This window comes from Aeromonas sp. SrichE-2G, from assembly GCF_017939565.1.
Classification (GTDB): Bacteria; Pseudomonadota; Gammaproteobacteria; order Enterobacterales; family Aeromonadaceae; genus Aeromonas; species Aeromonas taiwanensis.
Map to the genome: position 1 here is coordinate 102,159 of NZ_JAGKRG010000053.1, position 20,040 is coordinate 122,198.

Below are 20,040 nucleotides of genomic sequence, written 5' to 3' on the forward strand. Positions count from 1 at the left end.
CGTCATTGCCGAAGGGCGTCAGGTCATGGCCATCCCCCCCTCCCTCCATTGCCCTTTCCCTGGCCCTGCTGTTTGGCAAGGTAGCTGGAGCCTCGCTCTCCTGCTCTGGGGAGGGTCGGCAATCGCCGAAAATGCGGAGCTGACTGGCGACGAGTCTGCCGAGGTACAGTTCGACAGCCGGCTGCTCGACAGCCTGGGGGTCGACATCGATCTGGCCCGTTTCTCCCGTGCCGATTTCATTCCCCCCGGGCACTATCAGCTCGATATCACCATCAATGGCAAGGAGAGACTGAGCCAGCAGGTGGAGGTGAGAGCGGGGGAAGACCCGGGAACCCCCAGGTTCTGTTTCCAGCCGGGCCAGATGCAACAGTGGGGGCTGCTTCTGGACAAGCTGCCCGATCAGGCCGAGGTGAAGCGGCAGCTGAGCCTCGATTGCATCGAGGTGGGAGAACTGGTGCCGGGAGCCAGCTTCACGTTCGATCTCGCCAGCCTGAGCGGCGCCCTCAGCCTGCCCCAGGCTTACCTCGGCCAGGTCAGGCGCGACTATGTGGGGCCAGAGCAGTGGGTGCAGGGGATCAATGCCGCCTTCGTCAGTTATAACGCCAACCTCTACTACAGCGAGCAGGATAAGGGCAGCGATCCGCTGAGTGGCAGCGTCAACCTCAACACCGGCCTCAATCTCGGTGCCTGGCGCCTGCGCCACAACGGCTCCTATCAGGGAGGCAGCCAAAGCGGCTATCAGGCCCTCAACAGTTATGCGCAGCGGGACATCACCTCACAGACTGCCCAGCTGACGCTGGGGGAGTATTTTACCCCGGGGGACAGCTTCGACAGCGTGCCCTTCACCGGCGTGCAGATCGCCAGCGACGACGCTATGCTGCCCGACTTCGAGCGGGGGTTTGCCCCCGTGGTGCGCGGGGTGGCCCAGAGCAATGCCAGGGTCACCATTCGCCAGGGCAGCGCCCTCATCTACGAGACCCAGGTTGCGCCCGGCGCCTTTGCCATCGACGATCTCTATGCCACCAGCTTTGCCGGCGATCTGGACGTGACCATCACGGAGGCGGATGGCAGCGAGCAGCGCTTCACCCTGCCGTTCTCCTCCGTGGTACAGATGCTGCGCGACGACACTTCCCGTTTCAGCCTGACTCTGGGGCGTTATCGCAATGAAGTGGGTCCCGATGGCCCAGACTTTGCGCAAGGCACCTACAGGCGCGGCCTGTCGGATGCCCTGACCCTCTATGGCGGGGCCATTGCCGCCGAGGATTACACCGCGTTACTGGGGGGCGCCGCCGTCGGATCGGATTATGGCGCCCTGGCCCTCGATGTCACCGGCTCCTGGGCGCGGGCCTTGCCGGCCAGCACCGACTTGCCGCCCTCCCTTTCCGGCCAGAGCTACCGCCTCACCTACAGCAAGCAGATGGAGATGACCCGGACTTACTTCACCCTGGCCGCCTATCGCTTCTCCAGCGAAGGCTATCTGGATCTCGACGACGTGGCGGCGATGCAGGCCCAGGCGCTGGACCGTCTGCAGCGTGAGCGCAATCGCTTCCAGCTCAATGTTAATCAGCCGGTGGGGGAGTGGGGGGATCTCTATTTCAACGGCATCCGCCGCGACTACTGGGGCGGCCAGGGGGAGAGCAGCAGCTTCCAGCTCGGCTACAACCGGGGATTTGACTGGGGCAGTGTGACCCTGTCGGCCAGCCACTCGCTGGAGGAGGGGGTCGGCGATCAATATGTGCTGAGCCTCAGCATCCCCATCGGCGACAAACTGGGGGCGCCGCGCCTCGGCAGCACCCTCTCCTACCAGGAGGGGCAGGGTGCCAGCGCCAGGCTGGATCTCAACGGCGGTACCCAGGATGGGCGCTTCTATTACGGCCTTTATGGCAGTCACGGCACCAGGGAGGGCAGTCCCCGGGGCTATGGTGCCAACCTGCAGTACCAGACGGCGTCCACCCAGCTGGGGCTCAGCACCAGTCAGGGGGAGGGCTACGCCCAGTATGTGGCGTCGGCCAAGGGCACCCTGCTGGTCCATGGTGAGGGCTGGGTGCTGGGGCAGACGCAGGGGGAGACCATGGCGCTGGTGGAGGCAAAGGGAGCCCAGGGGGCCAGGGTGAGTCACGGCATCGGCAGCGAGGTGGATGGCGATGGGTATGCCGTGCTGGCCGGGCTCAACCCTTATCGCACCAACATCATCGGGCTGGATCCGAGCGGCTTGCCGCTGGATGTGGAGATTGACGGCAGTGCCCGCATGGTGGCCCCCCGGCGAGGAGCCATCGTCAAGCTGGCCTACGAGACTCACGTCGGCCAGCCTCTGCTGATCAAGGCCGAACGGCAGGATGGCAGCACGCCTCCGTTCGGGGCCGAGGTGGTCGACGGCAGCGGTGGCTCGGTGGCCGTGGTCGGCCAGGGGGGGCTCATCTTCGTGCGTGGCGAGCAGGGGACGCTCTACGTCCAGTGGGGGGCGGAGCGAGACGAGCGGTGCCGGCTGGATTACCAAGTTCCCCGGCCGGATCCCGAGCTGCCCTATCAACAGGTGGCGGCCCGCTGTATCGGTGTAGAGGGGGGCTCATGAGGCGGGTCGGGTACCACGGGATGGTGCTGGCGGCCCTGCTGTGGGCGATGGACGGGGAGGGGGCTCTCAATCTGATGCGCACCCGGATCGTCCATGAAGGAGGTGAGGCCAGCCTGCTGGTACGCAACGACGGCACCGCACCCAGCCTGCTGCAGGCCTGGGTCGATGCGGGGAACGAGCACCAGGGGCCGACGGAGGTCGCGACCCCCTTCCTGGTGGTGCCGCCAGTGATGCGGCTGGGGCCCGGGCGGGGGCAGACGCTGCGGATCCTCGGCGCGGATCTGGGCCGGTTGCCCCGGGACAGGGAGTCCCTGTTCTGGCTCAACGTGCTCGGCCTGCCCCCGCAGCAACAGGCCTCCCAGGGGAGCGTGCAGCTGGCGTACCGCACCCGCATCAAGCTGTTCTACCGGCCGCCCGGGCTGGCGGGCTCGGTGGCCCAGACCAGTCTCCAGACTGGGTTGGCAGGTTCGCCCCGGAGGGCTTCGAGTGACGAACCCCGGCCCCTTCCACATCAACCTGAGCGAAGTGCTGCTGACGGTGGGCAAAGGGCGGCTGGCCTGGCAGGAGGGCGGTGTGTTGCCACCCTATGGCGCCCTGTCCGTGCCCATGGCCGGGACTGTACTACCAGGGGCCACTGGGCGGCTGCGCTGGATAGACGACGACGGCATCTACCACGAGCAGGCCTTTGTGCCGGGCCAAGGGGAAGGAGAGCGACATGAGTGAACTGACCGGCCGTCGTGGCCCCAGGTGCCTGCTGGCGGGGCTTCTGCTACTGGCGGGGATCTGGCCCGGGGAGGGGCGGGCCGTCAACGGCCAATGCACCAGCCCCTTCGTGGCGACCCTGCCCATCAGTGTCAACAGCGGTTTCTACCAGCCCGGTGACACCCGCAGTGCGACCTTCTCGACCACGGACACGGCCGCCTGCGACTGCATCGGGATCTCGGTCGGCCTGCTGGTGACAGCCTATTATCAGGGCACCACCAGCCTGCCGACCGTGACAGACCCCATCGGCACCCTCATCAAGCTCAACCCCTATTTCGGGCTCAAGGTGGAGTTCTACGCGGGAGGGGGATACCAGACGGTGCCCTTCAGCACAACCACCACAGGGTTGCTCAGCGCCTGTGTCGGCGGCCTGCTGAACGTCTCCCTGCTGGGGGGGATCAGCGTGAACGGGGGCCGGGTCACCCTGAAGCTGCTCAAGGGGGTGACGGGCACCCAGACCTTCAGCGGGACCGTCGCCTATCTCTTCGTGCGCCGTGCGAGTGCCCCGGATACCAGCCCGGCCAATGCGTTCAGCACCCTGGCGATGAACATCAGCGTCACCTCGACGCCGACCTGCCAGTTCCCCGCCGGGACCAGCATCCCCATCGATCTCGGCGCCGTGGCCCAGAGCGCCTTCGTCGAAGGGGACATTCCCAGGGGGTATGCACCCCGCAGCGTCGACGTGAGCGTGACCTGCAGCCAGATCCCGAGCGACTACGTGGTGCCGCTGAGCTACAGCTTCGGGGGGGCGCTCAGCAGCCAGAACCGTTTCGTCACCACCAGCCTGGCCGGCGTGGGGGTGGGCATGGTGGCGCAGGATACCCTGACCCCTATTCCATTCGATACCGCCATCGCGGTACCCTACTCGGCGGCTACCCAGGACACCCGTTACAGGGTGAGGCTCTATCCGACCCGGTTGCCGGGCCAGGTGGTGCGTACCGGTGCCTACACGGGAACCATCATGGTCACGGTGAGCGTGCCCTGATGCGAGGTTTCCCCGCTCCTATTTTTCTACGAGGTCAATGATGCAAAGTGACAGCGTCCTGCGCCGCGAACCCAAGCGCCACTCCATCGGACAGGGCTGGATCTGGGTCCGCACGGGATTCGACATCTTCAACAAGGGGATGGGGGCCAGTGTGGCCATGATAGTGGTCTGGTTTCTGGTGGGCATGCTGCTGGACCAACTGCCGGCAGGGGGATTCATCTCCCAGTTGCTCTATATGGTGTGGGGCGCGGGCTGGGTGGCGGTGGCGCATCGGGGATACCAGGGGGGCGCGCTGCAGTTTGCCGATTTCTTCGCCGGTTTCCGTCAGCGGCTGACCCCGCTGATGCTGGGCGGCCTGCTGGTGCTCGCCCTGTTCATGGGGATCCTGATGATCTGCGCCTTCCTGTTGCATCTGTGGGGGTTGACCGGCCTGCTGTCCCAGGATCCGGAGACCCTGAGTCTGACCCCCGGCCAGGCACAGGGCTTCCTGCTCTGCCTGCTGCTGGGGCTGGCCCTGCTGGTGCCCGTGCTGATGGCCATCACCTTCGCCCCCGCCCTGATCTTCTTCCACGGGGTCGGCGTCTTGCAGGCGGCCAGACTCAGCTTCAAGGGGTGCCTGTGCAACATGTGGCCCTTCCTCTGGTGGGGGCTGCTCGGGGCCGTGCTGATCTTCTTCGGGGCGCTCCTGATGCTGGTGGGCCTGCTGGTGGTGCTGCCCGCCATCAACTACTCCATCTATGCCGCCTATCGCGACATCTATCTGGAGGAGCAGGGGAGTGCCGAGGGCGAACCGCCCAGGGAGTTTGGCTTCGAAGCCTGATTCGTCATCCAAAGAGCAAGGGGCCGTGGGGCCCCTTTTTCATGGGCACTCACTGCTCCTGCCACAGAGGGTCGTCCGCCATCCGGGCGACGAGAAAGTCGAGGAAGCTGCGCAGCAGGGGGGACATCTGCTTGCGGGTACCGTAGACGGCGTAGACGCCGAGCCGCTTGGGTTGCCACTGACTCAACAGGGGCACCAGGGCGCCGCTCTCCAGATGGGCTTGTACCGAGTAGCGGGGCTGCAGGCTGATCCCCGCCCCGTCCAGGGTGGCCGAGAGCAGCAGATTGGAAATGTTGGCGCTGAGGTTGCCGCTCACCGGCACTGACTCGGGGCCATGTGGCCCCTGAAACTCCCACAGGCTCTTGCCGAAGTAGGTGTAGGTCAGGCAGTTGTGCAGCGCCAGATCCTGCACCTGCTGAGGCGGTGCATGGCGGGCCAGGTAGGCGGGGCTGGCACAGACCACGGAGTGGCAAGTGCCGAGACGGCGTGCCACCAGGTTGGGATCGAGATCGTTGGTGATGCGCAGGGCGAGATCGATCCGCTCTTCCACCAGGTTGACCGTCCTGTCCAGCAGCAGGATGTCGATCGCCGTACCGGGGTAGCGGCCCAGATAGTCGTTTGCCGCCTTGACCAGCAGGGCGTCGGAGAGGGAGTAGCTGCTGGTGACGCGCAGCTGTCCCTTGGGGGCGTCGTCGCCGCGCACGGCCAGCTGTTCCATCTCATCCCCCAGTGCCAGCATGGCCCTGGCACGGTTAAGCGCCTCTTCCCCCGGGCCGGTCAGGCTCAGCCTGCGGGTGGTGCGGTGCAGCAGGCGGGCTCCCATCCAGCGCTCCAGCTCGGCCAGGTAGCGCGAGACCATGGCGCGAGACATCTCCAGCTTTTCGCCTGCCCCGCTCAGGCTGCCCTGCTCGACCACGCAGACGAAGACCCGCAATGCGGTCAACCTATCCATGCATGCCTCTATATGCTCGATTTGTGCAACAGTGATGCGCTTATTATGCGGTATTTGCGCTAAAAGTATTGCAATAAACTGTATCCATTCCATGAACACACGACCTGACGAGACAGATACCATGCACACAGCACTGCGCACCCTGACCCTGGCCACCACCCTGATTGCGGGCACCGCCCTGGCGGCGCCCCTGACCGTGACCCTCTACAACCCCGGCGACAAGGCCATCTTCCCGGTCTCCTCCGAGCTGGTGAGTGGCGAGAAGGAGGCCATCCTCATCGACGCCCAGTTCGGGGTCAACGACGGCCAGGCGCTGGTGGAGCTGATCAAGCAGAGCGGCAAGAAACTGACCACCGTCTACATCAGCGGCGGGGATCCCGATTTCTACTTCGGGCTGGAGCCCATCAAGGCCGCCTTCCCGGACGTGAAGGTACTGGCCAGCCAGCACGTGGTGGATCACATCAAGCAGACCAAGGATGCCAAGCTGGCGTACTGGGGCCCCATCCTGGGTAAACAGGCACCCAAGACCCTGATAGTGCCGCAGGTGATGACCGCCAGCCACCTCACCCTGGAGGGGGAGCGGATCGAGATCAAGGAGATGAACACGCCCAATGCCTACCTCTGGGCGCCGGCCATCAAGACGGCGTTTGGCGGCGTGCCGGTTTACAGCGGCGTGCATGTCTGGATGGCGGACAGCCAGAGCAAGGCGGCGCGGACCGAGTGGGTGAAGGCCCTGGATAGCATGCTGGCCCTCAAGCCTGAGCGGGTCATTCCCGGCCATTTCCTGGGAGAGGCCCCCAAGGGGACCCAGGCTGTGGCCTTCACCCGTGACTATGTCCTGCGCTTTGAGCAGGCGCTGGCGAGCACCAAGGGGTCCGGGCCGCTGATCGATGCGCTGAAGCAAGCCTACCCCTCCCTGCCGGTGGACGACGGCCTGGCCATCGGTGCCAAGGTCAACACGGGCGAGATGAAATGGTGATGGGCCAAGCCCTTATCCCTGTGTTTTTCCGGGCAGAGGCTGCCCGGTTTTTTTCATGCAATCTGTCCGGAGCAAACCGATGAACGACACCACCCTGCATTACGTGTATGACCCCCTGTGTGGCTGGTGCTACGGCGCCGCCCCCCTGCTGCAGGCCGCGGCCGGGATCCCGGATCTGCGAATCGCCCTGCATGCGGGCGGCCTCTGGCTGGGGGCACGGCGCCAGCGGATGGGCCAGGCGCTGCGGGACTATGTCCGTCCCCATGACGAGCGCATCCACGCACTGACTGGCCAGCCCTTTGGGAAGCCCTACTTCGACGAGCTTCTGCTCGATGAATCGCGGCTCCTCGACTCCGAGCCGCCCATTCGCGCCGTTCTGGCCGTGAGCGAGCTTGGTGGCGACGGCCTTACCTTGTTGCACCGCATCCAGGAGACCCACTACCGGGATGGGGAGTGGGTCGGTTCCCCGACGCGGCTGGCGGCGCTCGCGCTGGAGCAGGGGGTGACACCGGAGGCATTCGCCCTGGCCTTTGGCCGGGTCGATCTTTCCGGCCACCTTGCCACAAGCCAGGCCTGGTTGCAGCGGCTCGGCGGTCAGGGATTCCCGACCCTGGGGCTGATGCGGGGGGGGAGCCTGCTGCCCGTCTCCGTCTCCACCTTCCTGGGGGAGCCGACCGCCTTTGTGGATCATCTCGCTTCCCTGATGGCGGGTTGATCCCCCGGCCGCCACTGTCCTCTCGCCGTGGCGGCCCGATTGCTGATAATCTGCGCAATGCGCGCCAGCCAACGAGCCTCCCTTGTTCCCCTCACCATTCTTGTGCATGCTATCGGCCTCATTGATTGGCAGGATGCAGTACCTATGAACCTTCGCGATCTCGAGTACCTGGTAGCGCTGGAAGAGGAGAAACACTTTCGCAAGGCGGCGGAGCGCTGCTTCGTCAGCCAGCCGACCCTGAGCGGCCAGCTGCGCAAGCTGGAAGATGAACTGGGGGTGATCCTCATCGAACGTACCTCCCGCAAGGTGTTGTTCACCCCGGCCGGCGACGCCATGGCCAGCCAGGCCCGCAAGGTGCTTAAAGAGGTGCGCGAGCTCAAGAGCATAGGCCAGCACTTCGCCGAGCCCATGTCCGGCGAGATCCACATCGGTTTCATTCCCACCGTGGGGCCCTATCTGCTGCCCCATATCATTCAGGATCTGCGCGAACATTTTCCCAAGCTGGAGTTCTACCTCTACGAAGAGCAGACCCAGGTGCTGCTCAAACGGCTGGAGGAGGGGGAGCTGGATTGCCTCGTGCTCGCCGAACTGGAGGGAATGGAGGGCTTTGGCGCCATTCCCCTCTATCAGGAGCCCATGTGGCTCGCGGTTCCGCAGCACCACCCCGAGGCCAGCGCCAGGGCGGTCCCCCTGCACAACCTCAAGGGCAAGAAACTGCTGATGCTGGCCGATGGCCACTGTCTGCGGGACCAGGCGATGGGATTCTGCTTTGCCGCCGGCATCGGCGAGGATCAGCGCTTCAAGGGCACCAGTCTGGAGACGCTGCGCAACATGGTGGCGGCCGGCAGCGGCATGACGCTGGTGCCTAGGCTCGCCGTGCCCGCCAACCCGGAGGAGGGGGGCGTCAGCTATCGCCCCGTGGTTGACCCCGTGCCGGGACGCACCATCTCTCTGCTCTATCGTCACTACTCGGTGCGCCGCCCCTGTTTCAACGAGCTGGCTGCCCGGATCTCGAGCCTGATAACGAGCCTGCTGGGCTGAGCGAACGCCGCCAGGCACCACAAAAGAAAACCGGCGCCAGGGCGCCGGTTTTTTCGTTTGCTGTATTAGAAGATGTCGTCGGTCGAGACGGGACCATCGGTGGCCAGACCGTCGCCGCCGTACACCTGGTTGCCATCTGATAGCTGGCTCGCGTAACGGGTCGGCTCGCTACCTTCCTTGAAGAACTCCTCTGTGGTGCTGCCATCGGTGCGATTGGTCAGCAGACCTGTCTCGCGATCGATGCGTACCTGCATGATCCCCTCGGGCACCGGCATCTTGCGCTCCGGTATCTGTTGCAGGGCCGTCTTCATGAAGTCGATCCAGATGGGTTGGGCTGCACCGCCACCGAACTCGCCACGACCCAGGCCGCGCTGGTGGTTGTCAAACCCGATCCAGGAGGTAGCCACCAGGTTCGGGGTATAGCCGGAGAACCAGGCGTCACGGGACTCGTTGGTCGTCCCTGTCTTGCCCGAAATGTCGTGGCGCTTGAGGTCACGCGCTGCACGCCAGCCGGTGCCACGCCAGCCATTGCCACCCCAGATGGCGGTGGTCAGGGTGTCGGTGATCAGGAAGGCGCTCTGGGCACTGATGGTCTGCGGTGCCATGTTGTTGGGCACGACGGGATCGATCGGGCACTGGGCCTGCCAGTCAGGCGCGGTATTGGCATAGGCATCGGCGCTGTCGAGGCCGGCGGCGGCCAGCACGCCGCAATCGCGGCAGGCGGCGGCCGGATTGGCCTCAAACAGAGGGGTACCGAAGCTGTCGGTCACCGAGGTGATGAAGTAGGGGGTGACCTGGAAGCCGCCATTGGCCAGCACCGAGTAGCCGCGCACCACTTCCATCGGAGTGAACTCGGCGGCGCCGAGGGCCAGGGATTCGTTGGCGGAGATGTTGTCGCGGGCAAAGCCGAAGCGGGTCAGGCCGTCGATATAGGTGTCCAGCCCGATGGCGCGCATCAGCCGGACCGACATGACGTTCTTGGACTTGGCGAGGCCAAGGCGCAGTGTGGTCGGCCCCTCATAGATGGCCGGTGAGTTCTTGGGCTGCCACATGGGGCCCTTGGCGGGATCCCACTGGTTGATCGGCGCATCGTTGATGAGGGAGGCCAGGGTGTACCCCTGCTCCAGCGCGGTAGCATAGAGGAAGGGTTTGATGTTGGAGCCGACCTGGCGGCGCGCCTGGTCCACCCGGTTGAACTTGGATATCTCGAAGCTGAAGCCGCCGACCAGGGCTTCGATGGCACCATCCTGCGGATTCATGGCGACCAGGGCGGCGTTGACATCGGGGATCTGGGAGAGCATCAGCGCTTCCCCTTTCTCTCTCACCCAGATCTGGGCACCGACCTTGAGCACGTCCCGCGCCGATTTCGGGGCAAAGCCCTGGCGATCGTCAGTGATGAAGGCGCGCGCCCACTTGATGCCATCCCAGCCCAGCTCGGCCTGCTTGCCATTGCGCAGCACCAGGGTGGCGCTCCGGTCGCCGAGTTTGGTGACCACGGCGGCCATCAGCGGCTGATAGCTCGGCTGTTTGCTCAGATGGGCCATGATCTGGTCGTAATCCCAGGGCGTTTCACCGGCCTTCCACAGCAGGGCGGTCGGGCCGCGATAACCGTGACGGACATCGTAGTCGAAGACGCCGTCGAGCAGTGCCTGACGAGCGGCGCGCTGGCGCTTGGCGGTGACGGTGGTATAGACGTGCAGCCCCATGGTGTAGGCATCTTCACCAAACTGCTCCACCATCTTCTGGCGCACCATCTCGCTCAGATAAGGGGCGTTCAGCGTGGTTTCAGCGCCGTGGTAGCGAGCCTTGACCGGCATCTTGGAGGCTTCGTCAAACTGGGCCTGGGTGATCTTGCCGGTCTCCAGCATGCGGCCCAGCACCACGTTGCGGCGTGCGAAGGCCCGCTCCGGGGAACGGATGGGGTTCAGCATGGAAGGGGCCTTGGGTAGACCCGCGATGATGGCGATCTCGTCCAGGGTCAGATCCTTGACATCCTTGCCGAAGTAGACCTGGGCGGCGGCGCCGACCCCGAAAGCCCGGTAGCCGAGGGGGATCTTGTTGAGGTAGAGCGTGAGGATCTCGTCCTTTGAGAGGTTCTGCTCGATGCGCCAGGCGAGGAACACTTCCTTGATCTTGCGCACCAGGGTCTTCTCGTTGCTCAGGAAGAAGTTGCGGGCCACCTGCTGGGTGATGGTACTGGCCCCCTGACGTGCCTGACCGGACACGGCCCAGACGGTCGCGGCACGGATGATGCCGATGGGATCTATGCCCGGGTGTTCATAGAAACGGGCATCCTCGGTGGCGAGCACGGCATCGATCATGGACTGGGGGATTTCATCCAGTCGCAGGGGGATGCGACGAATTTCGCCAAACTGGGAGATAAGTTCCCCGTCCCGGCTATAGACCTTCATGGGGGTAGCCAGTTTGACATCGCGCAGGGCGCTCACATCCGGCAACTGGGGCTTGATGTAGAAGTAGATGCCGATGAGGCTGGCAACACCCAGCACTGCACCCAGCATCATGACAATAAACAGGCGAACGAGCCATTTCAGCATGGAAGAACTACCAATCGTCTTAAAATTAGCCAACGGGCGCAGAGTATAGCCTTTTTACCCTCGCGGATTCGAGGTTTTCCTGTATGTGGACGAGGGGCCTCGAGAAGAGGCGGGAGGGTAGCACTCCATGACGCAATTACCAAGGGGCCGCGATCGAGGGCGAAAGGAGAGGGCGGTCAACTTTTGACATAAACTTTATGACATTGATAGATAGGGCATTATATTGAGTTAAAACATCAGGCAGCGACGCGCTGTCCTACAATAAGTCCGAAAACCCAATAACGCATGGATGTGTATATGTTTGGGCTACTAAGTAAAGGATCCCTCCTCTCCTTGGCGGGTATTGATTTTGGCAGTCAAACCATCAAGGCCGTCACCATCAGCGGACGTCCCGGCAAGGTGCATCTGGGCTCGGTTGCCGAGATCCCCATGCCCAGGGGCACCCTGGTCGACTATCAACTGCAGGACATTGAACGGGTCGGTCAGTCCCTCAAGTCGCTCAGGCGACTGGTGCAAGGGGATTGCCAGCACGTGGCCACGGCCGTGACGGGCTCCAATGTCATCACCAAAATCATCCAGGTCGACACCGGCATCAACGAGAATGAGCTGGAGAGTCAGGTTTACCTGGAGGCGGAGCAGATCATTCCGTTTCCTCTCGACGAAGTCAGCCTGGATTTCGAGATCCTCGGCATGACCGCCGACAACAGCCGTCAGGAAGTCTTGCTGAGCGCGGCGCGTACCGAGAGCGTCAACGGCCGGGTCAGCGCCCTGGCCGAGGCGGACATGAGTACCATGGTGGTGGATGTGGGGTCCCACGCCCTCGGGCGTGCCGTGCTGGCCTGCCTGCCCGAGCTGCAGACGTGGGAGACCCCGGTCGGCATCGTCGACATCGGTGCCACTGCCATGACCTTTGCCGCTCTGCTCAGGGGGCAGGTGATCTATTCCCGCCTGCAGAATTTCGGTGGCGATCAATACAGCCAGGCCCTGGCCTCGTTCTACAGCATGAGTCTGGAGGAGGCGGAACAGGCCAAGATCCAGGGCTCCCTGCCCGTGGATTACGAGGTGGATGTGCTCTTGCCGCATATCGCTACCCTGGTGCTGCAAATCAAGCGCAATGTGCAGCTGTTTTGCAGCTCATCGGGCAACAAGGAGCTCTCCAGGCTGGTGCTGACGGGAGGGGGGAGTCTGCTGCCCGGTCTCGCCGCACAGCTAGGCAGCGAGCTCAACTGTGAAGTGCTGCATCCCGATCCCTTTGTGCTCTTTGGCAAACCCAAGGGAGAAGGGGATCAGGCCCACGGGGCCAAGTACATGACGGCACTCGGGCTGGCACTGCGGAGCTTCACACCATGTCAAATATAAACCTCCTGCCCTGGCGGGTGGCCAGGGCCCAGCGCCAGAAGAAGCAGTTTGGCATCGTGTTCGGCCTTTTCCTGGCCGGGACCGCCGCGATCGCCTTTGCCGCCGACTGGCTGGTCCAGCAGCAGATTGGGAATCAGCAGCAGCGCAACCAGCGGTTGTTGCAGGAGATGGCGATGCTGGACACCCAGCTCGGCGAAATCCGGCTGCTCAAGGAGCGGCGCAAGGAGCTGCTCGATCGCATGCAGCTCATCGAGCAGTTGCAGACACGTCGCAACATCCCGGTGCGTCTCTTCAACCAGTTGCCCGTCTTGGTGCCCAACGGCGTCTACCTTGATACCCTCGCCCTGCAAAGCAACAGGATAGATGTCATGGGCAAGACCGAAGCCTATGGCAGGGTGGCCAACATGATGAGGCGCATCGATGGTTCGGGCTGGCTGATGCAATCGCAGCTCAGCACCATCTTCACGGCGGAGGTGGCCCCCATCGCGCTGAGCCAGTTCTCCATGATGTTCCAGATTGCCACGACGATGCCGAGCGCGGCTAAGGGGCAAAAATGAATCTGCAGCAGTTCAACCAACTGGAACTCAATGACATCGCGCGCTGGCCCAGGGTCGCCCAGGGCGTGTTCATTTTCTTCTGCTGTGCGCTGCTGGGAGGGGCTATTTACTACTATGTGATTGCCAGTTCCCTGACTGCCTTGAACCAGGAGGCGGAAAAAGAAACGTCGCTAAAAGCCCAATTCGAGAGCAAGGCGATGCTGGCCGCCAATCTGGAGGCATACAGGAAGCAGATGGTGCAGTTGGAGCATCTGGTGGACGCCCAGCTCAAACAGTTGCCCAACACCCATGAAGTGGCTGGATTGCTGGATGACATCAGTTTCATTGCCACCGACAACGGTCTCACATTGAACAGGATCAACTGGGAGCCGGAGATCAAGCATGAATTTTCGACCGAGTTGCCCATGCGTATCGAAGTGGTGGGCACCTATCACGAGCTCGGCAAGTTCACGGCGGACATGGCCGCGTTGCCGCGCATCGTGATCCTGGATTCGTTTCAGCTCAGTCAGGGCAAGGGACAGGACGACGTGATCGGCATGTCCATGCAGGCCAAAACCTACAAATACAACGGTAAAAGCGTGGAGCAGAAGCCATGAGCATGAGAGTGAGCGCACTCCTCTTGTCGGCGCTGTTGTTGACGGCTTGCGGCGGGCAGGAGGACATGGATGAATACGTCAGACAGACCAAGGCAAGGAAGCCCATTCCGATCGAACCCTTGCCGGAGATAAAGCCGTTCTCGCCCATGGCCTATCAGCGCAACGATCAGCGAAGCCCCTTCATTGCCCCCCAGCCGGAGACCAGCTCCAGGATGGATGCCAAGGCCAAGCCTGATTGTGCCCAGATAGTGGCCAATCGGGAGAAGGAAGTGCTGGAACGTTATTCGCTGGCCAGCCTGAGCATGAAGGGATCCATCGGCAAGCAAGGGCAGCTATGGGCATTGATCAATACCCCGGACGGGCAGGCCGTGCGTGTCGGGCTCAATCAGCATATGGGGCTGGATCAGGGGAGAGTCATCAAGATAACGAATACGCATGTTGACTTGATGGAGACAGTACCGGATGGCAAAGGATGCTGGGTCACCCGAGAAACCCAGCTGGCCATGGCCAATCTCGACGCAAAACTATGATCAGGGATGAGCAGAGATGAGAACAACAATAAGAAGGATGACCGGTGTGGCGCTGTTGTGTCTGGGCGGATGCACTCAGGTATGGGCGGTACCCGCGTTGCAGGAGGTCAAGGTGAACCCCCTGCTGGCCGATCAGCTCTTGCTGGAGCTCAGTTTCAGCGAGCCCGTGAGCGGTTTTACCGACAGGCTATCGTATGAACCCAATCAGCTGCTGTTGCATGTGCCCGGAGCGGTCGGGGCATTGACGGTCAACCCGCTGCCCATCAAGCAACAAGGGGTGAACAATCTCAAGGTCGAGGGAAAGGGGCAGGGGCTCGACATCAGGATAGCGCTCGATCAGCTGACCCCTTATCAGGTTCATCAGCAGGGTAACAAACTGCTGGTGTCGCTGGGGGAGAAGGCCGGTCAGCCGGTAGCTTCTGCGGACACCCCTGTAGCCACCAGCCAGTCTGCGCTTGTCAGAAGTCAGCCGGTGACCCAATCCGCGTTGATCGACACCCAGCGGGTCGCCCAGAACCAGGCCCAGTATCAGGCACAACCTGCTGTAGCACAGACCCCGGCCGTGGTGCCGGCTCCTGCCGCTGCCAGCAAGCCCGTGCTGTCCGTCTCGCCCGCCAGCACGGGAGGCGCCTATTTCAACTCGGTCAAGGGCGTTGATTTTCGTCGTGGCAAGGAGGGGCAGGGGGAGTTCCTCGTGACCCTGGACAACAGCTCGGCCGCCGTGGACGTCAGCAGCCGCGGTCAGAAGGTGTTTGCCAAGTTCCACGGCACCCGGGTGCCGGACGATCAGCTCAATCTCATCAATGTGCAGGACTTTGCCACCCCGGTCTCCCAGGTGGAGGTGTTCCGCCAGGGCAGCGACACCCTGTTTGAACTCTCGGTCAACGGCCAGTTCGATTACCGTTACGATCAGGCCGACAAGATGTTCATCATCGAGGTGAAGAAGCGGGTGGCCACCACGGCGGCCAGGCAGTATCAGGGCAAGCCGATTTCGCTCAACTTCCAGGATATTCCGGTGAGAACCGTGTTGCAAATCATCGCCGATTTCAACAATCTCAACCTGGTGACCACAGACTCCGTCTCCGGCAACATCACCTTGCGTCTCGACGGCGTGCCCTGGGAGCAGGCGCTGGACATCATCCTCAAGGTGAGGGGGCTGGACAAGCGGCTGGACAACAACATCCTGCTGGTGGCACCGGCAGACGAGATCGCTGCCCGCGAGAAGCAGCAGCTGGAGAGCCGCAACCAGGTGGCCGATCTCGCGCCGCTCTACACCGAATACCTGCAGATCAACTATGCCAAGGCATCCGAAGTGGCCGCCCTGCTCTCCTCCGAGAGCACCAAGCTGCTCTCTCCCAGAGGTGCGGTGAGTGTGGATGAGCGTACCAACGTGCTGGTGGTCAAGGACACTGCGGACGTCATCGGCAACGTCAAACGGATGCTGGACATCCTCGACATCCCGGTCAAGCAGGTGGTGATCGAGGCGCGCATGGTGACCATAGACGACGGCTTCGACGAGGCGCTGGGGGTGCGCTGGGGCGTGACCAAGACGGACGGCCACGGCAACGGCACCTCGGGCACCATAGAGGGGAATGACGGCGCTGGCAACAATGACGGCAGCTCCACCATCACCCGTCCCGGCGTGGAGGACAGGCTCAACGTCAACCTGCCGGTGACCAATGCCGCCGGCACCCTGGCGTTCCAGGTCGCCCGTCTGGCCAATGGTACCCTGCTGGACCTTGAACTCTCCGCCCTCGAGAAGGAGAGCAAGGCCGAGATCATTGCAAGTCCCAGGGTCACCACCGCCAACCAGAAGCCGGCCCTTATCGAGCAGGGGACCGAGATCCCCTATGTGGAGTCTTCTTCCAGCGGGGCGACCTCGGTCACCTTCAAGAAGGCGGTCTTGAGTCTCAAGGTCACTCCGCAGATCACCCCGGACAACAGGGTCATCCTCGACTTGACCGTGACCCAGGATACCAAGGGGGAAACCGTGCCAACGGGTACCGGAGATGCGGTTTCCATCAACGCCCAGTCGATCACCACCCAGGTGCTGGTCAACAATGGCGAGACCCTGGTGCTGGGGGGCATCTATCAGCAGACCATCAAGAGCGACGTCAGCAAGGTGCCGCTGCTGGGCGACATCCCCGGCCTTGGCTATCTGTTCAAGAAAACCACCAATGAAAACAAGAAGCGTGAACTGCTGATTTTCGTGACGCCGAGGATAGTCACCGACGCCCTCTGAAAACTTTACATGTGAGAGCAAAACACATATAACCTTACGCCCCGATGAGGCTGGGGCGTAAGGGCTGCGGTTGCCAGTCCTGGTTTCTATTGAGATAATCCCCCTCCTGATCCATCGCAAGATAAGGTTCATAGGTACCCCGGTCGAGAGTTTACCGGGGCCATACAGTTTGTAATTACTAACGAAAAGACATGGCTGAGAAACGCAATATTTTCCTGATAGGTCCCATGGGTGCGGGCAAGAGCACCATAGGTAGACATCTGGCAGAACAACTGCACATGGAGTTTTTCGACTCGGATCATGAAATTGAGCGCCGCAGTGGTGCCGATATCGGCTGGGTGTTCGATGTTGAGGGTGAAGAGGGTTTCCGGATCCGCGAAGAGAAGGTGATCGGTGAACTTGCCGAGCATCAGGGTATCGTGCTGGCAACGGGTGGCGGTGCCATCAAGAGCCGCGAGACCCGCAACAAGCTCTCTGCCCGTGGCATCGTTGTCTACCTCGAAACCACCATTGAAAAGCAATTGGCGCGGACCCAGAGAGACAAGCGTCGCCCCCTGTTGCAAACCGAAGAGCCGCCCCGGGAAGTGCTGGAGCGTCTGGCTCTCGAGCGCAACGCCCTGTATGAAGAAGTCGCCGACTTTGTCATCCAGACAGATGATCAGAGTGCAAAAGTTGTCGCCAATCAAATCGTCAAGTTGATCGGCATGTAATCCATTAGAGGACGTCCATGGAAAGGTTGAAGGTCGAACTGGGTGAACGCAGCTACCCGATTGAGATAGCTGCTGGTCTGTTGCAACGTCCCGAGGTACTGGCGCAGACGATCAGGGGCAAGCGGGTCATGATAGTGACCAACACCGTGGTCGCGCCCTTGTATCTCGAGCAGATCATCCAGTTGCTGCCCGGCTTTCAGGTGGAACACCTGATACTGCCGGACGGCGAGGCCTACAAGACTCTGGCGACCTTCGAGCGGATCATGTCCGCTCTGCTGGAAACCAGCCATGGCCGTGACACCACCCTCATCGCTCTGGGGGGCGGCGTGATAGGCGACGTTGTGGGCTTTGCTGCGGCAAGTTATCAACGAGGCATTCCGTTTATCCAGGTGCCGACCACGCTGCTCTCCCAGGTCGACTCTTCCGTCGGCGGCAAGACCGCCGTCAACCATCCCCTCGGCAAAAACATGGTGGGCGCCTTCTATCAGCCCAAGCATGTGATCATCGACACCGACTGCCTCAAGACATTGCCGGCCCGTGAGTTTGCCGCCGGCATGGCCGAGGTGATCAAGTACGGCATCATCTGGGATGAGCCCTTCTTCTCCTGGCTCGAAGCCAACATGACGCGCCTGCAAGAGCTCGATGCCGATGCACTCTCCTACGCCATTCGCCGTTGCTGCGAGATCAAGGCCGAGGTGGTCGGGCAGGACGAGACCGAGCAGGGGGTGCGCGCCCTGCTGAATCTGGGCCATACCTTTGGTCATGCCATTGAGGCAGAGCAGGGTTATGGCAACTGGCTGCACGGCGAAGCCGTGGCGGCGGGCACCATGCTGGCGGCGGACACGGCCCTGGCCCGTGGCGACATGACCGCAGAGGAAGTGGCGCGGGTCCGCGCCCTGCTGCTGGCGGCCAATCTGCCGGTGACGGCGCCGACCGAGATGGACTTTGCCGCCTTCATTCGCCATATGCGCCGCGACAAGAAGGTGCTGGAAGGCAAGCTGCGACTGGTGTTGCCGGTCGGGATCGGACGTGCCCAGGTCGTGGCCGATGTGACAGATGCGCAATTGATGGCTGTGATCGAGTCTGGTCGTGACCACTAACAAACTGCTCAAACTGCCCTCCCAGCGGCAGCTGGTCGACCGGCTGCTGCACCTGATTGAGTTCAATCACCCCTTTATCTTCCTCTCTGGCAAACCGGGTAGCGGTCGTGGCACGCTCTGCGAGTCACTGCTTGCCCAGCTGCCCGAGTCGGTGCGCGTGGCCAGCCTCATCGGCAGCCCTGCCATGAAGATGGCGGATGTGCGCCAGCTGCTGCTGCAGCAGGTGGTGGTGCGTCCCCTGTTCAATCCTCAGGACGCGCTGGCCGACAGCTTCTTCCGCATGCTGGGCGACAAGCCCGCCAGCTTGCTGCTCATCATCGAGCGCGCCGACACGCTGCCTGCCGAGCTGGTGGGGGAGTTGTGGGCGCTCTGTCGTCACAATGACACCCTGGCTTCTCCCCATAAACTGGCTATCCTGCTCTCCGGCGGTGACGACTGGTGTCGCACCCAGAAGAGCGGCCTCAAGGGGCGAGCCATGCCCGCCCTCGAGCTGGAGGTCCTGCCACTGAGCGCGCCGGAGCAGCGCATCTTCTTGTATGAAAAGGCCAAGGAGCTCAAGATACCGACGGCCCTCTTGCCCAAGCCGAAAGTGGAAGAGATCCTGAGTGGGGCGGGCGGACACCCTTCCGCCATCATGCAGTTACTGGAGGATATCATGACCGACAGAAGGCCCAAGAAACGTCCGGCCCCATTGCCCGTCAAGAAGATGGCGACCGTGCTTGCCCTGGTGGCGGCCGGCTTGCTGGCCCTGAGTTACCTGCCCCTGTTCGATGAAGGGAGCAAGGATGACACCCAGGAATCGTCCCAGGGGATGGCGTTGCCCGACCCCGTCACGACGGATCCGCTGAACGTCGGCACGGCGAGTGCAGCCCAAGGCACCCAGGAGAGCGGCGCCAGCACCGGCATCTCGACAAGCAATCAGGTCGCCCGGGATTGGCAGTCCGATGCCAAGCCTTTGCCCAAGAAGGTCGAGAGCGAGACGGTCACCACGGAATCGACCAACTACGAGGGGCGCCGTGTGGTTATCTCCGACGAAGTGGTCGAGAAACTGATGAAGCAGCCCAGCGTCAGCGGCGCCCTGCCCACGACGGTGGTGGACGAGCTGATGGGGGGCTCCCGGGCGGTGCCGACCCAGACGACGCAGACCAATGCGCAGACCAAGGCGCAAGGCAGCACGCCGCCAGCCAAACCGGCCGAGCAGGGGAGTGTGGCCAAGCCAGCTTCCGGCACGACGGCTGCGGCGCCGGCCCCCAGAGTGGCGTTGACGCCGGTCGCGACCCTCAACCAGAAGTCGAAGAGTCACTACAGCATTCAGCTGATGGGGGCGAGCAACACCAAGGCCGTCGACAGCTTCGTGGCGGAACACGGGCTGGCGGGCAAGGTCTGGGTCTACAAGACGAGTTTCCGTGGCAGTCCCTGGTATGTGGTGGTACAGGGAGACTACGCCAGCAGCACCCAGGCCAAGGCGGCTATTCGCAAACTCACCCCCGCCTTGCTGAAGGGACAACCCTGGCCCAAGTCATTTGCCCAGATACAAAAAGAACTGAAGCAATAGCCAGCCGCCC

At 62.7% G+C, this 20,040-nt stretch carries 17 protein-coding genes and 1 pseudogene; 16 read left to right on the forward strand and 2 right to left on the reverse strand.

Features of this window, described 5'->3' with window-relative positions; genetic code table 11:
* Window positions 1–25: 25 nt before the first annotated feature.
* From J9885_RS16840 to J9885_RS16855, 5 genes and pseudogenes are all read left to right on the forward strand, one after another.
* A complete protein-coding gene (locus tag J9885_RS16840; RefSeq protein WP_210550130.1) occupies window positions 26–2,572 on the forward strand; it encodes a fimbria/pilus outer membrane usher protein in 2,547 nt (848 codons plus the stop codon).
* 74 nt (window positions 2,573–2,646) lie between these two features.
* Window positions 2,647–2,934: pseudogene (locus J9885_RS20000) on the forward strand (fimbria/pilus periplasmic chaperone); the annotation flags it as partial.
* A 124-nt stretch (window positions 2,935–3,058) separates the two neighbouring features.
* The gene (locus tag J9885_RS20005; RefSeq protein ID WP_349237396.1) at window positions 3,059–3,295 is read left to right on the forward strand and encodes a hypothetical protein; all 237 of its coding nucleotides are present in this window, start codon (window positions 3,059–3,061) and stop codon (window positions 3,293–3,295) included.
* Complete coding sequence (locus tag J9885_RS16850) at window positions 3,288–4,319, forward strand: fimbrial protein (RefSeq protein WP_210550131.1); 1,032 nt, start codon at window positions 3,288–3,290, stop codon at window positions 4,317–4,319. The genes J9885_RS20005 and J9885_RS16850 overlap by 8 nt, the downstream gene beginning before the upstream one ends.
* 40 nt (window positions 4,320–4,359) lie before the next feature.
* Window positions 4,360–5,139, forward strand: coding sequence for a BPSS1780 family membrane protein (locus J9885_RS16855; protein ID WP_210550132.1), 780 nt, complete (start codon window positions 4,360–4,362; stop codon window positions 5,137–5,139).
* A 49-nt stretch (window positions 5,140–5,188) separates the two neighbouring features.
* On the opposite strand, the gene J9885_RS16860 is transcribed toward J9885_RS16855, so the two are convergent.
* Entirely contained in the window at window positions 5,189–6,091 is a 903-nt protein-coding gene (locus J9885_RS16860) for a LysR family transcriptional regulator (protein WP_210550133.1), read from the reverse strand.
* A 121-nt stretch (window positions 6,092–6,212) separates the two neighbouring features.
* On the opposite strand from J9885_RS16860, the gene J9885_RS16865 reads away from it, so the two are divergent.
* The 3 genes from J9885_RS16865 (at window position 6,213) to oxyR (ending at window position 8,826) form a co-directional block, all read left to right on the forward strand.
* Window positions 6,213–7,070: a Vmh family MBL fold metallo-hydrolase gene (locus tag J9885_RS16865; RefSeq protein ID WP_210550134.1), complete on the forward strand. Its 858-nt coding sequence runs from the start codon at window positions 6,213–6,215 to the stop codon at window positions 7,068–7,070.
* 79 nt (window positions 7,071–7,149) lie between these two features.
* Window positions 7,150–7,785: a DsbA family protein gene (locus J9885_RS16870; RefSeq protein WP_210550135.1), complete on the forward strand. Its 636-nt coding sequence runs from the start codon at window positions 7,150–7,152 to the stop codon at window positions 7,783–7,785.
* A gap of 144 nt (window positions 7,786–7,929) precedes the next feature.
* Window positions 7,930–8,826: a DNA-binding transcriptional regulator OxyR gene (oxyR, locus tag J9885_RS16875; protein WP_210550136.1), complete on the forward strand. Its 897-nt coding sequence runs from the start codon at window positions 7,930–7,932 to the stop codon at window positions 8,824–8,826.
* A gap of 65 nt (window positions 8,827–8,891) precedes the next feature.
* Here the strand turns inward: oxyR and J9885_RS16880 are convergent, their stop codons facing one another.
* Window positions 8,892–11,381: a PBP1A family penicillin-binding protein gene (locus J9885_RS16880; RefSeq protein ID WP_210550137.1), complete on the reverse strand. Its 2,490-nt coding sequence runs from the start codon at window positions 11,379–11,381 to the stop codon at window positions 8,892–8,894.
* A 297-nt stretch (window positions 11,382–11,678) separates the two neighbouring features.
* Between J9885_RS16880 and tapM the strand changes: the two genes are divergently transcribed.
* From tapM to J9885_RS16920, 8 genes are all read left to right on the forward strand, one after another.
* A complete protein-coding gene (gene tapM, locus J9885_RS16885; RefSeq protein WP_349237397.1) occupies window positions 11,679–12,740 on the forward strand; it encodes a PilM family type IVa pilus assembly protein TapM in 1,062 nt (353 codons plus the stop codon).
* A complete protein-coding gene (tapN, locus tag J9885_RS16890) occupies window positions 12,728–13,297 on the forward strand; it encodes a PilN family type IV pilus biogenesis protein TapN (protein WP_210550139.1) in 570 nt (189 codons plus the stop codon). Before tapM ends, tapN begins: the two co-directional genes overlap by 13 nt.
* Window positions 13,294–13,893, forward strand: a complete 600-nt coding sequence (tapO, locus tag J9885_RS16895; RefSeq protein ID WP_210550140.1) for a PilO family type IV pilus biogenesis protein TapO — start codon at window positions 13,294–13,296, stop codon at window positions 13,891–13,893. The genes tapN and tapO overlap by 4 nt, the downstream gene beginning before the upstream one ends.
* A 2-nt stretch (window positions 13,894–13,895) precedes the next feature.
* The gene (locus J9885_RS16900) at window positions 13,896–14,423 is read left to right on the forward strand and encodes a pilus assembly protein PilP (protein ID WP_043762127.1); all 528 of its coding nucleotides are present in this window, start codon (window positions 13,896–13,898) and stop codon (window positions 14,421–14,423) included.
* Window positions 14,424–14,439: 16 nt separating this feature from the next.
* Window positions 14,440–16,665 (forward strand): type IV pilus secretin PilQ family protein, encoded by a 2,226-nt coding sequence (locus J9885_RS16905; RefSeq protein ID WP_210550141.1) that lies wholly within the window; start codon window positions 14,440–14,442, stop codon window positions 16,663–16,665.
* Window positions 16,666–16,856: 191 nt separating this feature from the next.
* Window positions 16,857–17,375, forward strand: coding sequence for a shikimate kinase AroK (gene aroK / locus J9885_RS16910; protein WP_043762117.1), 519 nt, complete (start codon window positions 16,857–16,859; stop codon window positions 17,373–17,375).
* 17 nt (window positions 17,376–17,392) lie between these two features.
* Window positions 17,393–18,475: a 3-dehydroquinate synthase gene (gene aroB, locus J9885_RS16915; protein WP_210550142.1), complete on the forward strand. Its 1,083-nt coding sequence runs from the start codon at window positions 17,393–17,395 to the stop codon at window positions 18,473–18,475.
* A complete protein-coding gene (locus J9885_RS16920; protein WP_210550143.1) occupies window positions 18,465–20,030 on the forward strand; it encodes an AAA family ATPase in 1,566 nt (521 codons plus the stop codon). The genes aroB and J9885_RS16920 overlap by 11 nt, the downstream gene beginning before the upstream one ends.
* Window positions 20,031–20,040 lie beyond the last annotated feature (10 nt).